The 13,592-nt window shown below is 65.0% G+C and carries 12 protein-coding genes; 1 reads left to right on the forward strand and 11 read right to left on the reverse strand.

Translation table 11 applies throughout. The features are described from left to right. Positions 1 to 132 precede the first annotated feature (132 nt). From POF53_RS20155 to POF53_RS20205, 11 genes are all read right to left on the reverse strand, one after another. Positions 133 to 1,425, reverse strand: coding sequence for an adenylosuccinate synthase (locus POF53_RS20155; RefSeq protein ID WP_028688256.1), 1,293 nt, complete (start codon positions 1,423 to 1,425; stop codon positions 133 to 135). A 55-nt stretch (positions 1,426 to 1,480) separates the two neighbouring features. Then, positions 1,481 to 2,668 (reverse strand): ATP phosphoribosyltransferase regulatory subunit, encoded by a 1,188-nt coding sequence (locus tag POF53_RS20160; RefSeq protein WP_110734905.1) that lies wholly within the window; start codon positions 2,666 to 2,668, stop codon positions 1,481 to 1,483. 292 nt (positions 2,669 to 2,960) lie between these two features. Beyond that, a complete protein-coding gene (hflC, locus tag POF53_RS20165) occupies positions 2,961 to 3,830 on the reverse strand; it encodes a protease modulator HflC (RefSeq protein ID WP_203648182.1) in 870 nt (289 codons plus the stop codon). Continuing rightward, on the reverse strand, positions 3,830 to 5,014 hold the full coding sequence (gene hflK, locus POF53_RS20170; protein WP_110734900.1) for an FtsH protease activity modulator HflK: 1,185 nt from the start codon (positions 5,012 to 5,014) through the stop codon (positions 3,830 to 3,832). Before hflK ends, hflC begins: the two co-directional genes overlap by 1 nt. Before the next feature lie 96 nt (positions 5,015 to 5,110). Beyond that, complete coding sequence (gene hflX, locus POF53_RS20175) at positions 5,111 to 6,412, reverse strand: ribosome rescue GTPase HflX (RefSeq protein WP_023629895.1); 1,302 nt, start codon at positions 6,410 to 6,412, stop codon at positions 5,111 to 5,113. Between the two features lie 18 nt (positions 6,413 to 6,430). Continuing rightward, positions 6,431 to 6,691, reverse strand: coding sequence for an RNA chaperone Hfq (gene hfq / locus POF53_RS20180; RefSeq protein ID WP_203648183.1), 261 nt, complete (start codon positions 6,689 to 6,691; stop codon positions 6,431 to 6,433). A 93-nt stretch (positions 6,692 to 6,784) separates the two neighbouring features. After that, positions 6,785 to 7,756, reverse strand: a complete 972-nt coding sequence (gene miaA / locus POF53_RS20185) for a tRNA (adenosine(37)-N6)-dimethylallyltransferase MiaA (RefSeq protein ID WP_203648184.1) — start codon at positions 7,754 to 7,756, stop codon at positions 6,785 to 6,787. 1 nt (position 7,757) lies between these two features. After that, positions 7,758 to 9,659: a DNA mismatch repair endonuclease MutL gene (gene mutL / locus POF53_RS20190; protein WP_203648185.1), complete on the reverse strand. Its 1,902-nt coding sequence runs from the start codon at positions 9,657 to 9,659 to the stop codon at positions 7,758 to 7,760. Further along, positions 9,656 to 11,098 carry an N-acetylmuramoyl-L-alanine amidase gene (locus POF53_RS20195; protein ID WP_420713625.1) on the reverse strand — a complete coding sequence of 481 codons (1,443 nt, stop codon included), beginning with the start codon at positions 11,096 to 11,098 and terminating at the stop codon, positions 9,656 to 9,658. The genes mutL and POF53_RS20195 overlap by 4 nt, the downstream gene beginning before the upstream one ends. After that, a complete protein-coding gene (gene tsaE / locus POF53_RS20200; protein WP_498969148.1) occupies positions 11,099 to 11,572 on the reverse strand; it encodes a tRNA (adenosine(37)-N6)-threonylcarbamoyltransferase complex ATPase subunit type 1 TsaE in 474 nt (157 codons plus the stop codon). Further along, positions 11,560 to 12,411, reverse strand: a complete 852-nt coding sequence (locus POF53_RS20205) for an NAD(P)H-hydrate dehydratase (protein WP_232857396.1) — start codon at positions 12,409 to 12,411, stop codon at positions 11,560 to 11,562. The genes tsaE and POF53_RS20205 overlap by 13 nt, the downstream gene beginning before the upstream one ends. Positions 12,412 to 12,475: 64 nt before the next feature. Here POF53_RS20205 and queG point away from each other — a divergent pair, with 64 nt between their 5' ends. After that, the gene (gene queG / locus POF53_RS20210) at positions 12,476 to 13,540 is read left to right on the forward strand and encodes a tRNA epoxyqueuosine(34) reductase QueG (protein WP_232857398.1); all 1,065 of its coding nucleotides are present in this window, start codon (positions 12,476 to 12,478) and stop codon (positions 13,538 to 13,540) included. The last annotated feature ends 52 nt before the right edge of the window (positions 13,541 to 13,592 follow it).

Raw genomic sequence — 13,592 nt, forward strand, 5'->3', positions numbered from 1 at the left:
AATGCTGGATTCACCGCCGCATTCGCGGGTAAACCCGCTCCCACAGAGACTCGACAGTACTGCCATACAGAAACAAAAACGCCGCGTTCCCTTGCGGGAACGCGGCGTTCAATCAGCTACCGAAGCGGCCGATCAGGCAAACGGATGACGCAGCACGATGGTCTCGTTGCGGTCCGGGCCGGTCGAGATGATGTCGATCGGCGCGCCGACCAGCTCCTCGATACGCTTGATGTAGTTGCGCGCGGCTTGCGGCAGCTCTTCCAGGGTTTTCACGCCCAGGGTCGACTCGCTCCAGCCCGGCATCTCTTCGTACACCGGCTCCAGGCCGATGTAGCTGTCGGCATCGGACGGCGCGTCGATGACGGCACCGTTCTCGTTCTTGTAGCCAACGCAGATGTTGATGGTTTCCAGGCCGTCCAGTACGTCCAGCTTGGTCAGGCAGATGCCCGAGATGCTGTTGACGTCGATGGCGCGACGCAGGATGACGGCGTCGAACCAGCCGCAACGACGGGCGCGGCCGGTAGTCGAGCCGAACTCGTGACCACGCTTGGCCAGGGTGGCGCCGGTCTCGTCGAACAGTTCGGTCGGGAACGGACCGGAACCGACGCGAGTGGTGTACGCCTTGGTGATGCCCAGGATGTAGTCCAGGTACATCGGGCCAACGCCGGAACCGGTGGAGATGCCGCCGGCGGTGGTGTTGGAGCTGGTGACGTACGGGTAGGTACCGTGGTCGATGTCCAGCAGCGAGCCCTGGGCGCCTTCGAACATGATGTCCTTGCCGGCGCGGCGCAGGTTGTGCAGTTCGGCGGTGACGTCGAGCATCATCGGCTTGAGCTGCTCGGCGTAGGCCATGCACTCGTCCAGGGTCTGCTGGAAGTCGATGGCCGGCTCTTTGTAGTAGTTCACCAGCTGGAAGTTGTGGTAGTCCAGCAGCTCACCGAGCTTGGCGGCGAAACGCTCGCGGTGGAACAGGTCGCCGACGCGCAGGCCGCGACGGGCCACCTTGTCTTCGTAGGCCGGGCCGATGCCACGACCGGTGGTGCCGATCTTGGCTTCGCCACGGGCCTTCTCACGGGCCTGGTCGAGGGCCACATGGTACGACAGGATCAGCGGGGCGGCCGGGCTGATGCGCAGGCGCTCGCGCACTGGCACGCCCTTCTCTTCCAGCTTGGTGATTTCACGCATCAGGGCGTCAGGAGCAACGACCACGCCGTTGCCGATCAGGCACTGCACGCCTTCACGCAGGATGCCAGAGGGAATCAGGTGCAGAACGGTCTTCTCACCGTTGATCACCAGGGTGTGGCCCGCGTTGTGGCCACCTTGGTAGCGCACTACGGCGGCAGCATGTTCGGTCAGCAGATCGACGATCTTGCCTTTGCCCTCATCACCCCACTGGGTGCCCAGGACGACGACATTCTTACCCATAACACTTGTCCTCATTCACGCAACTTGGTTGCCGGCCCACTGCCGGCGAAGAATCTCAATGGGTCAGCGGCAGAACCTGCCAGCGCCCGTCTTGCTGAATCAATTGCCGATCACAATCCGCTTCGAAGGCAGCACTCAACGGCTGGCCAGGCAGGGCCTGGACCACACGCTGGCCTTCGTTGCGCAACTGGCAGACTTGCTGCCAGAGGGCCGCATCGCTGCTGTCGGGCATCCAGATGCCGCCAGCAGGCAATACGACCTCCGCTCGCCCCAGTGTGACCAGGGTCTTCAAATCCGTGGAGAATCCGGTGGCCGGGCGTGCCCGGCCGAAATCGGCGCCGATGTCGTCGTAGCGACCACCCTGGGCGATCGACTGACCTTCGCCCGGCACGAACACCGCGAACACCACGCCGGTGTGATAGTTGTAGCCGCGCAGCTCGCCGAGGTCGAAGTACAACGGCAGGTCCGGGTAGCGCGACGCCAGGCGATCAGCGATCGCCAGCAGGTCGTCCAGCGCCGCCAGCACGCTGGCCGGGGCACGGCCCAGGCGCACACGGGCCTCGGCCAGCACTTCACGGCCGCCGCACAACTCGACCAGGGCGCGCAGCATGTTGCCCAGGTCCTTCGGCAGGTCGGCGGTGAGCGCCTGCACTTCGTCGACCGCCTTGCGCTGCAGGGCGTCGAACAGCTGCTGCTCGACCGCGCCAGACAGGTTGGCGGCGCGGGCCAGGCCGCGGTAGATACCGACGTGGCCAAGGTCCATGTGCACATCCGGCACATCGGTCAGCTGCAGCGTGGCGAGCATCAGGCTGATGACCTCGACATCACTGGTGGGGCTGGCGTCGCCGTACAGCTCGGCGCCCAGTTGGATCGGGCTGCGCGAGGTGGACAGGGCACGCGGTTGCGCGTGCAGCACGCTGCCGGCGTAGCACAGGCGGCTCGGGCCTTCACGGCGCAAGGTGTGGGCGTCGATACGCGCCACCTGCGGGGTGAAGTCGGCACGGAAGCCCATCAGGCGGCCGGACTGTGGGTCGACGACCTTGAAGGTGCGCTGGTCCAGGTCCTGGCCGGCGCCGGTGAGCAGCGACTCCAGGTACTCGATATGCGGCGTGACGACCAGTTCGTAACCCCAACTCTGGAACAGGTCCAACACCTGACGCCGCGCGATCTCGATGCGCGCGGCCTCAGGTGGCAGTACTTCCTCGATGCCATCTGGCAGCAGCCAGCGGTCTACCGTTGCCATTACGCCATTTCCCCTCTGGTCCGGGCGGCCTGCCCGCAGGCGAGCCGTGAGTAAAGCAGGCGTTGGCGCACAATAGCGGGCAGCACCGATCCCAGCGCAACCACCGTACCCAACACCCTCGAATTGCCTTGCGTCCTGACCAAACCGTCAACAAGCCATGGGCCGATCAACCTTGCAGACGCAAAAAAGCCGGGAATTTCCCGGCTGCCGCATCATACACCCCTTTTCATTCAGGATGCACCCCGCCTGGCATTTTAGCTGCCAGACGGGGCGCCCCGTCATGAGAGCAGCATCAGGGCTTGCTCTTGTCCAGGTAACGGAAGAACTCGTTCTTCGGGTCCAGGACCAGTACGTCGCTCTTGCTCGAGAAGCTCTCGCGGTAGGCCTGCAGGCTACGGTGGAACGCATAGAAATCAGCGTCCTGGCTGTAGGCCTTGGCGTAGATGGAGGCCGCCTGGGCGTCGCCATCACCGCGGGTCTCTTCCGCTTCACGATACGCCTCGGCCAGCAGCACGCGGCGCTGACGGTCGGCGTCGGCACGAATACCTTCGGCCAGCTCGTTACCCTTGGCGCGGTGCTCGCGAGCCTCACGCTCACGCTCGGTGCTCATGCGGTCGAACACGCTACGATTGACTTCCTTCGGCAGGTCGATGGCCTTGACGCGAACGTCGACCACTTCGATACCCAGCTCCTTGCTGGCCATGCGGTTCAGCGAAGCGGTGATGTCAGCCATCAACGCGTCACGCTCACCGGACACCACTTCGTGCAGGGTGCGTTTACCGAACTGGTCACGCAGGCCGCTTTCCAGACGACGCGACAGACGCTCGTCGGCGATCTGCTTCATGCCCGAGGTCGCGGTGTAGAAGCGCTCGGCGTCCTTGACCCGCCACTTGGCGTAGGCATCGACCATCACCGCCTTCTTCTCCAGGGTCAGGAAACGCTGGGTCGGGGCGTCGAGGGTCATCAGGCGGGCATCGAACTTGCGCACCTGGTTCACGTACGGCACCTTCACGTGCAGGCCGGGCTGGACATCAGCCTTGACCACGCGGCCGAACTGCAGCAATACCGCGCGCTCGGTCTGCGAGACGATGTAGAAGCAGTTCCAGGCGACGATCGCCAGCACCACGGCGCCAATCAGGGCGAACAGCGATTTATTGCTCATCAGCGGCTCTCCCTGGAACGCAGCGGCGGTTGTTGTTGCAGGTCCTGCGCGGCACGTGCGGCGGCGTCGTTGACCGACGGCGAAACTCCGCTGACCGGCGCTGGCGTGCTGTTGCGGCTGCCTTCGACCATCTTGTCCAGTGGCAGGTAGAGCAGGTTGTTCTGCCCGTCCTTGGTCGCCACCATGACCTTGCTGGAGTTGCTGTACACCTCCTGCATGGTTTCCAGGTACAGACGCTGACGGGTCACGTCCGGCGCCTTGCGGTACTCGGCAACCAGCTTGGTGAAGCGATCGGCCTCACCCTTGGCACGGGCGATTACCTCATCGCGGTAGCCATTGGCGTCCTCGATGATGCGCTGCGCCTGACCGCGGGCCTCGGGCACCACGCCGTTGGCGTAGGACTCGGCCTGGTTGCGCGCACGCTGTTCGTCTTCACGGGCACGGATCACGTCGTCGAAGGCTTCCTGTACTTCACGCGGAGCTGCCGCGCTCTGCACGTTGACCTGGGTGACGGTGATACCGGTGCGGTAGGTGTCGAGGAAACGCTGCAGACGCTCGCGGATGTCCACGGCCATCTGCTCGCGGCCTTCGGTCAGCACCTGGTCCATCGAGGTGGAACCCACCACGTGGCGCAGGGCGCTGTCGGTCGCATGCTGCAGGCTGACTTCCGGCTGGTCGACGTTGAGCACGAAGTCCTGCAGGTTGCTGATGCGGTACTGCACGGTCAGCGGCACCTCGACGATGTTCTCGTCTTCGGTGAGCATCTGGCCCTGCTTGGTGTAAGCCCGCTCGCGAGTCACGTTTTCCATGTACTTGCGGTCGATCGGCGGGAAGTAGATGTTCAAGCCGGGACCGACGGTCTCGTAGTACTTGCCGAAGCGCAGCACCACGGCCTGCTCCTGCTCGTCCACCACGTACACGGCGTTGTACAGCCAGATGGCCGCCAGCACCGCCAGGCCGATACCCAGCAAGCCATAGCTGCCGCCCTTGCCGATATTGCGGTCGCCACCGCCACCGCGTTTCTTGCCACTGCCGAACATGCCGTTCAGGCTGTCCTGCAGCTTGCGGAAGGCCTCGTCGAGATCCGGTGGACCTTTCTTGTCGCCACCACCGCCGCCGCCGTTACGGCGACCGCCCCAGGGATCCTGATTGTTCGAGTTGCCACCCGGCTCGTTCCAAGCCATAGCGCTCTCCATCTGATAAAGCAAAGACGCGCCCACGGCGCGCCGTCCAATGCTACAGAATGCCTGTCACCGCTGCCCGACGACCTCGACGGGCATTTATTGCAAAGTGTGTTGCTCGACAAACACTTGCGGCTCCATGCCTTCGCGGCTGACCAGGCGATTCAACTCGACCCTGGGCAGTCGCACGCTCAGCAGGCTGCGCCCTTCTTCATCATGCTCTTCACTCTGCACGGCACCCAGGGCAAAGAATTGCGCGCGCAGGCGGGCAAACCGTTGCTCCAGGCACAGGGTTCCGACATACAGGTCGTCCCCCAGCAACTCGGCAATCGCCTGGCCAACCAGCTCCAGGCCTCGACCATCGCGTGCCGATACCCAGACCCGCTGCGGCTTGCCATCGGCATCGCGCTGGATCTGCGGCTCGACATCTTCGAGCAGGTCGAGTTTGTTATAGACCTCGAGGATCGGCAAGCTCTCGGCCCCGATCTCACCCAATACCGCCAGCACCTGCTCGATCTGCTCCATGCGCTCGGGCTCATGGGCGTCGATCACGTGCAGCAGCAGGTCGGAGTTGCTCGACTCTTCGAGCGTAGCCCGAAATGCCTCGACCAGCTTGTGCGGCAGGTGGCGAATGAAGCCCACGGTGTCGGCCAGCACGATCGGTCCCAGGTCGGCCAGTTCGAGCCGGCGCAAGGTCGGGTCGAGGGTGGCGAACAACTGGTCCGCGGCATACACGTCGGATTGCGTCAGGGCGTTGAACAAGGTCGACTTGCCGGCGTTGGTGTAGCCCACCAGCGAAACCGACGGAATGTCCGCGCGTTTGCGCCCGCGACGGGCCTGCTCACGCTGGCTGCGCACCTTCTCAAGGCGTGCCTTGATCTGGCGCAGACGCACCCGCAGCAGGCGGCGGTCGGTTTCCAGCTGGGTCTCGCCCGGGCCGCGCAGGCCAATACCACCTTTCTGTCGCTCAAGGTGGGTCCAGCCGCGCACCAGCCGCGTGCTCATGTGCTCGAGCTGGGCCAGTTCGACCTGCAGCTTGCCTTCGTGAGTACGCGCCCGTTGGGCGAAGATATCGAGAATCAGCCCGGTACGGTCCAGCACGCGACACTCGAAGACACGTTCGAGGTTGCGTTCCTGGCTGGGCGTGAGGGTGTGATTGAAAATCACCAGATCGGCTTCGGCCGAATGGACCAGGTCGCGTAGCTCCTCGACCTTGCCGCTGCCGATCAGAAACTTGGCGGTGGGCTGATGCCGCGCCACTGTTACCAGCGAAACGATATCGGCTCCGGCCGACAGCGCCAGCTCCTGAAACTCCTGCGGGTCTTCGCGCGCCTCAGGGTTCTGACCTTCCAAGTGAACGAGCAGCGCTCGCTCACCACCACCGTGGCGCTCAAAGAACAATGCAGGCTCCTACTATTTTCAAGCGTTGCCTGGCTCGCTGTCACCGTGCTCGGCATCGGTCGGGCTTGGCAGGCGAACCGGACGTGCCGGGACGACGGTCGAAATGGCGTGCTTGTAGACCATCTGGCTGACGGTATTCTTCAGCAGCACGACGAACTGGTCGAAGGATTCGATCTGGCCCTGCAGCTTGATCCCGTTGACCAGATAGATCGAAACCGGGACTTTTTCTTTTCTCAAGGTGTTCAAGTAAGGGTCTTGTAGCGAATGCCCTTTTGACATATGCCGCACTCCTGTAAGGATCAATAGTAGAAAAACTGGAAATTCGATGATTCATGCCGTTTTTCGTAAGAATAGACGGCTATAAGCAGGGACTCAGCTCAATATGGAGACGGCCCCAAGGTATTTCAAGGTGCGGGACAGATTGTCGCAGGCCAGGCTATCCAGCCAGTGCACGCCTTCCCAGCCGCGCAACCAGGTGAACTGCCGCTTGGCCAGCTGGCGCGTGGCAATGATACCGCGTTCACGCATCTCATTCTCAGTCAGCTGACCGTCGAGATAATCCCAGACCTGTCGATAGCCCACTGCCCGTATAGACGGCAGCCCCGCGTGCAAGTCACTTCTGGCACGCAGCGATCGGACCTCATCGACGAAGCCCTGTTCCAGCATCTGCGAAAATCGTAGCGCAATTCGCTGATGCAAAATGTGACGATCTGTAGGAGCAATCGCCAAACTCGCGACAGTATAGGGCAAATGCCCGTTCGCGCCTGCGTCTGCGTCGCGACTTTCCGCGAATTGACGCTGGCGGTGGGCGGTCATGCTCTCGCCGCTCACCCGGTATACCTCGAGCGCGCGGATAAGACGCTGCGGGTCATTCGGATGGATGCGCGCGGCTGATTCCGGGTCGACTTCGGCCAGTTGCCGATGCAATTCAGCCAGCCCCAGCGCACTTGCCTGCGCCTCGAGCTCGGCGCGCACGGCGGCGTCGGCCGGTGGCATGTCAGCCAGACCATCGACCAGGGCCTTGTAATAGAGCATGGTGCCGCCCACCAGCAGCGGGATCTTGCCGCGCGCGGTGATCTCGGCCATGGCTTCAAGGGCGTCGGTGCAGAACTGCTTGGCCGAATAGCTTTCGACCGGGTCAAGAATGTCGATCAGCCGATGCGGATGAGCGGCCAGGATCTCTTTCGAAGGTTTGGCAGTGCCAATATCCATGCCGCGATAGACCAACGCCGAATCGACGCTGATCAGCTCGCAGGGCAGCACCTGGGTCAGCTCGATGGCAAGGTCGGTCTTGCCGGCCGCAGTCGGTCCCATGAGGAATATCGCCGGGGGTTTTGCGCTCATCTTATCGGCCCCGCAGGAACAGCTTGTCCAGGTCGTCCAGGCCCATCTGGGTCCAGGTCGGCCGGCCATGGTTGCACTGGCCGCTGCGCTCGGTGTTCTCCATGTCGCGCAGCAGCGCGTTCATCTCCGGGATGGCCAGGCGCCGATTGGCGCGCACCGCGCCGTGGCAGGCCATGGTCCCGAGCAGTTCGTTCAGGTGCGCCTGGATACGGTCGCTGGTGCCGTATTCCATCAGGTCGGCAAGCACGTCCTGGACCAGACGGTTAGCCTCGGCCTGCTTGAGCAGCGCCGGGATCTGGCGGATCGCCAGGGTTTCCGGGCCCAGGCGCTGCAGCTCGAAGCCCAGGCGCTGGAACCACTGGGCGTGCTCCTCGGCGCAATCGGCCTCGCGCTGGCTCAGCGCCAGCGACTCGGGCACCAGCAGCGGCTGGCCGCTCAGGCCCTCGCTGGCCATGGCCACCTTCAGACGCTCGTACATGATCCGCTCATGGGCGGCGTGCATGTCCACCAGCACCAGGCCGACGGCGTTCTCGGCGAGGATATAGATACCCTTGAGCTGCGCCAGGGCGTAGCCCAGCGGCGGGATGTCGCCCTGGCTTTCCGGCAGCGCGTTTGGTGTGGCGGTAGCGTTGTCCAGCGGCGCGTAGAACTCGCGGTAGACCGCCTGGGCCTCGCCGACGTTGACCGGCTGCGCGGGGCGCGGGGTGTACTGGTACTGATAGCCGGCGCCAGAACCGCCGGAGGAAAAGGCCGGCCGCGCCTCGCCCTGGGGCTGCTCGAGCACTGGCGAGGCCAGGCGCATCTCGCCCTGCGGGCCGAACTCGCCGGCCTGCAGACCGCTAGGGCGAAGCATCTCGCTGGTCGCGGCGGGCGCGGCGAGCTGGTCCTCCGGACGCACGTCGGCCAGGGCGCGGTGCAGGGTGCCATAAAGGAAGTCGTGGACCGTGCGCCCTTCGCGGAAGCGCACCTCGTGCTTGGTCGGGTGTACGTTGACGTCCACCCCGGTCGGGTCGCACTCGAGGAACAGTACGAAAGTCGGGTGCCGGCCATTGAACAGCACGTCGCGATAGGCCTGGCGCACCGCGTGGGCGACCAGCTTGTCGCGCACGGCGCGGCCATTGACGAAGAAGTACTGCAGGTCGGCCTGGCTGCGCGAGAAGGTCGGCAGGCCGACCCAGCCCCACAGCCGCAGGCCGTTGCGCTCGACGTCGATCGGCAGCGCTTGTTCGAGGAAGCCCGGACCACAGATGGTGCCCACGCGCCGCGCGCGGGCCATCTCGTCGGCTGCTTCGTGCAGGCTGAAGATGGTCTTGCCGTTGTGGCGCAGGTGGAAGCCGACATCAAAGCGCGCCAGCGCCAGGCGCCGGATCACTTCCTGCAGGTGATCGAACTCGGTCTTCTCGGCCTTGAGAAACTTGCGTCGGGCCGGGGTGTTGAAAAACAGGTCGCGCACTTCGACCGAGGTGCCGACCGGATGCGCGGCAGGCTGCACCCGCGGCGTCATCTCGCGCCCTTCGGTTTCCACCTGCCAGGCTTCGCTGGCGTCGGCGGTACGCGAGGTCAGGGTCAGGCGCGCCACCGAGCTGATCGAGGCCAGGGCCTCGCCGCGAAAACCGAGGCTGAGCACGCCTTCGAGGTCCTCCAGTTCGCGGATCTTGCTGGTGGCGTGGCGCGCCAGGGCCAGCGGCAGGTCGTCCGGGGCGATGCCGCTGCCGTTGTCGCGCACCCGCAGCAACTTCACGCCACCCTGCTCGACCTCGACCTCGATGCGCCGGGCACCGGAGTCGAGGCTGTTTTCCAGCAGCTCCTTGGCCACCGACGCGGGGCGCTCGACCACCTCGCCGGCGGCGATCTGGTTGGCCAGCCGCGGGCTGAGCAGCTGGATACGCGAACCGCCACTCATTGCTGGGACGCCAGGGCGGTGGTGGGGATATCCAGGTGCTGGCCGACCTTCAGCTCGTCGGTTTTCAGGCTGTTGCTGCTGCGCAGGCTGGCAACGCTGACCTGGTAGCGCACCGCGATCATCGCCAGGGTCTCGCCGGGACGCACGGTGTGCTCACGCGGCCCCTGGGCGATCTTGCCGCTGTCGCGCAGCCAGGCGATGTAGGTGCCCGGTGGCGGGTTCTGCTGGAAGAACTGGCGCACGCCGGTGTGGATCGAGCGCGCCAGTGCCTGCTGGTGGCTACGTGTCGCCAGCTTGGCGGCCTCGTTGGCGTTGGAAATGAAGCCGGTCTCGACCAGGATCGACGGAATGTCCGGCGATTTCAGCACCATGAATCCGGCCTGTTCCACGCGCTGCTTGTGCAGCGGCGTGACCCGCCCCATGTTGCCCAGCACCTTCTGGCCGACGTTGAGACTGGAGCTGAGGGTGGCGGTCATCGACAGGTCGAGCAGCACACCGGCCAGCATGCGGTCCTTGTCGTCGAGGCTGACATTGCCGGCACCGCCGATCAGGTCGGAGCGGTTTTCCGTGTCGGCCAGCCAGCGGGCGGTCTCGGAGGTGGCGCCACGGTCGGACAGGGCGAACACCGAGGCGCCGAAAGCGGCCTTGGACGGCGCGGCGTCGGCGTGGATCGAGACGAACAGGTCGGCGCCTTTCTTGCGGGCGATCTCGGTGCGCTTGCGCAGCGGGATGAAGTAATCGCCGGTACGGGTCAGCTCGGCGCGGTAGCCCTTCTCGGAGTTGATCTGGCGCTGCAGCTCCTTGGCGATATCCAGCACGATGTCTTTCTCGTGCTGGCCGCGCGAGCCGGACGCGCCCGGGTCTTCGCCACCGTGGCCGGCATCGATGGCAACCACGATGTCACGCTTGCCGGCCGGCGCCGGCGGCAGCTTGATCGCCGGTTGCGCCGGGGTGACCGGCACCGCCGGCGTGGTGGCCGGAGGCTGCGGCGTCGGTGGCGGGGTCGGGTTGCTGGCGGCGATAGCGTCAGCTTCCTGGTCGTACAGGTCGACCACCAGGCGGTTGCCGTACTGGGCATTCGGCGCCAGGACGAAGCTTTTGGGCGAGACGGCCTTTTTCAGGTCGACCACCACCCGCAGGTCGGTGGGCGTGCGTTGGGCCGAGCGCACGCTGGTGATCGGCGTGTTCGAGGTGGAGACGTTCAGCGGCGCGCCCAGGGTCGCGCCGTTGATGTCGATCACCAGGCGATCGGGTGCGGTCAGGGTAAAGACGCTGTGCTGCACAGGCCCGGACAGGTCGAAGACCAGCCGCGTGTTGTCCGGAGCGCGCCACAGGCGCATGCTCTTGACTTGAGTGACGGCCAGAGCGTCAACGGTCACCGCGGTCAGCAGCAGCCCAACGACGGCGACCAGTGCGCGTATGCGCATACCTTTCCCCACTTACTGTTTGAATTCTTTGGCCAGAACGGCACACCAGGCTTCGCCGCGTGCCCCCTGCGGCGACAGGTTCAGCGAACGTCCGCCCGCTTGCGGGCTTATGGTAATGGTCAGGTCGGGCTTTGGCAAAACGCCCGCGCCTTTATCCGGCCATTCGAACAGACACAGCGCATCGCCCTCGAAATAGTCGCGAATGCCCAGGTACTCCAGTTCCTCCGGATCGACCAGACGATAGAGGTCGAAATGGAAGGCGCGGATGTCGCCGATCTCGTAGGGTTCGACCACGGTGAAAGTCGGGCTTTTCACCGGGCCGTCGTGGCCCAGGCCGCGGATCAGGCCACGGGACAGCGTGGTCTTGCCGGCGCCCAGGTTGCCTTCGAGAAAGATCACGCCATGACCTTGGGTCACTTCGGCCAGCTTGGCGCCAAAGGCGACGGTGGCTGGCTCGTCGGCCAGAAACAGGGTTACACCTGACACGCTGAATGCTCCTCCAATAACGCTCTAATGACCGGGACCAGATCACTGGCCGCCAGCCCTCTACCTTTGACACCCAGGCGCTCGCCCGCGCAGGCATGCAACCATACCCCCAGGCACGCGGCCTGCCAGGCGTCCAACCCCTGGGCCAGCAACGCCGCCAGCACACCGGTAAGCACATCGCCCAACCCGGCACCAGCCATGGCCGGGTGCCCTCGCCCGCACTGCGCCAGTTGCCCGGCCGGGTCGGCCACCAGCGTGCCCGCGCCCTTGAGCACGCAGACGCTGGCGTAGCGCCGCGCCAGCTTGCGCGCGGCGCCCGGCCGGTCGGCCTGCACCGCCTCGGTGGAGATGCCCAGCAGCCGCGCCGCCTCGCCCGGGTGCGGGGTGAGGATGCTGCCGCTGGGCAACGCCAGTGGCGCAGCGGCCAGCAGATTGAGGGCATCGGCGTCCCACACCTGCGGCAGGTGCGCATGGCTCACCGCCGACAGCAGGCTGCGGCCCCAGGCCGCCTGGCCCAGGCCGGGACCGACCACCAGCACCGAGGCCCGTGCGAGCGGGCCAAGCAGCTGGTTGGCTGAGCTCACGCCCTGCCACATCACCTCCGGCAGGCGGGCCAGCCCTGCGCCGACGTGCTCGGCACGGGTCGCCACGCTGACCAGGCCGGCGCCGCAACGCAGCGCTGCCTCACTGCTGAGCATCACTGCGCCGCCGGTGCCCAGGTCGCCGCCAATCACCAGCACATGGCCGAAATCGCCCTTGTGGGCATCGGCGGCGCGGGGCGGCAGCCCGGCCAAGGTCAGGCTGCTCAGCAGTAATGGGGGGTGTTTGGTCTGAGGCATGGGGTCAAAGGCTCCGATGTCTGGCAGAATTATACGCACCTCCGCTCGTAATGCTTGTTCATCCATGTCCGCCAATCTCCCAGACATCGCCACACTGGCCCAATCGATCAAGGATTGGGGCCGCGAACTCGGTTTTGCCCATGTCGGCATCGCCGGCGTCGACCTTGGCGAGCACGAACAGCACCTGCAGCGCTGGCTGGCTGCCGGCTACAACGGCGAGATGGAGTACATGGGCGACCATGGCCACAAGCGCTCGCGCCCGGCCGAGCTGATCCCCGGCACGCTGCGGGTGCTTTCGCTGCGCATGGACTACCTGCCCGGCGACACGCAGATGGCCAAGCGCCTGGCGGAACCGGAAAAGGCCTACATCTCGCGCTACGCCCTGGGCCGCGATTACCACAAGCTGGTGCGCAAACGCGTGCAGCACTTCGCCGATCGCATCCAGGAGGCCATCGGCCCCTTTGGCTACCGTGCCTTCGTCGACAGCGCCCCGGTGCTGGAGAAGGCCCTGGCCCAGGAGGCCGGCCTGGGCTGGATCGGCAAGAACACCCTGTTGCTCAACCGCAAGGCCGGCAGCTATTTCTTCCTGGCCGAGCTGTTCGTCGACCTGCCGCTGCCGATTGATGGCGTGCAAGGTAGCGACCATTGCGGGCGCTGCCAGGCGTGCCTGGACATCTGTCCGACCCAGGCTTTTGTTGGGCCTTACCAGCTCGATGCGCGGCGTTGCATTTCGTACCTGACTATCGAATTGCGCGGTGCCATTCCGCTGGAACTGCGGCCATTGATTGGTAACCGGGTGTTCGGTTGCGACGATTGCCAGATCGTCTGTCCTTGGAACCGTTTCGCCAAGACCACTACCGAAGACGACTTCATGCCCCGCCGGGGGCTGGACAATATCGAGCTGGCCGAGCTGTTCCTGTGGGATGAAAAGCGTTTTCTCGGCTGCACCGAGGGTTCGCCCCTGCGGCGGGCGGGGTATGAGCGGTTTTTGCGTAACCTGGCGGTGGGCCTGGGGAATGCGCCTTCGACCATTCCCGTCTTGGAAGCGCTCAACGCGCGGCGGGATGATCCTTCGGAGCTGGTACGCGAGCACGTGGAGTGGGCCCTGGCTCGCCACGACGCCCTTTGACGCTTGCTGCCTTTTGCTTTTGCTTTTGCTTTTGCTTTTGCTTTTGCTTTTG

Source organism: Mitsuaria sp. RG (genome assembly GCF_028369275.1).
GTDB classification, from domain to species: domain Bacteria; phylum Pseudomonadota; class Gammaproteobacteria; order Pseudomonadales; family Pseudomonadaceae; genus Aquipseudomonas; species Aquipseudomonas peradeniyensis.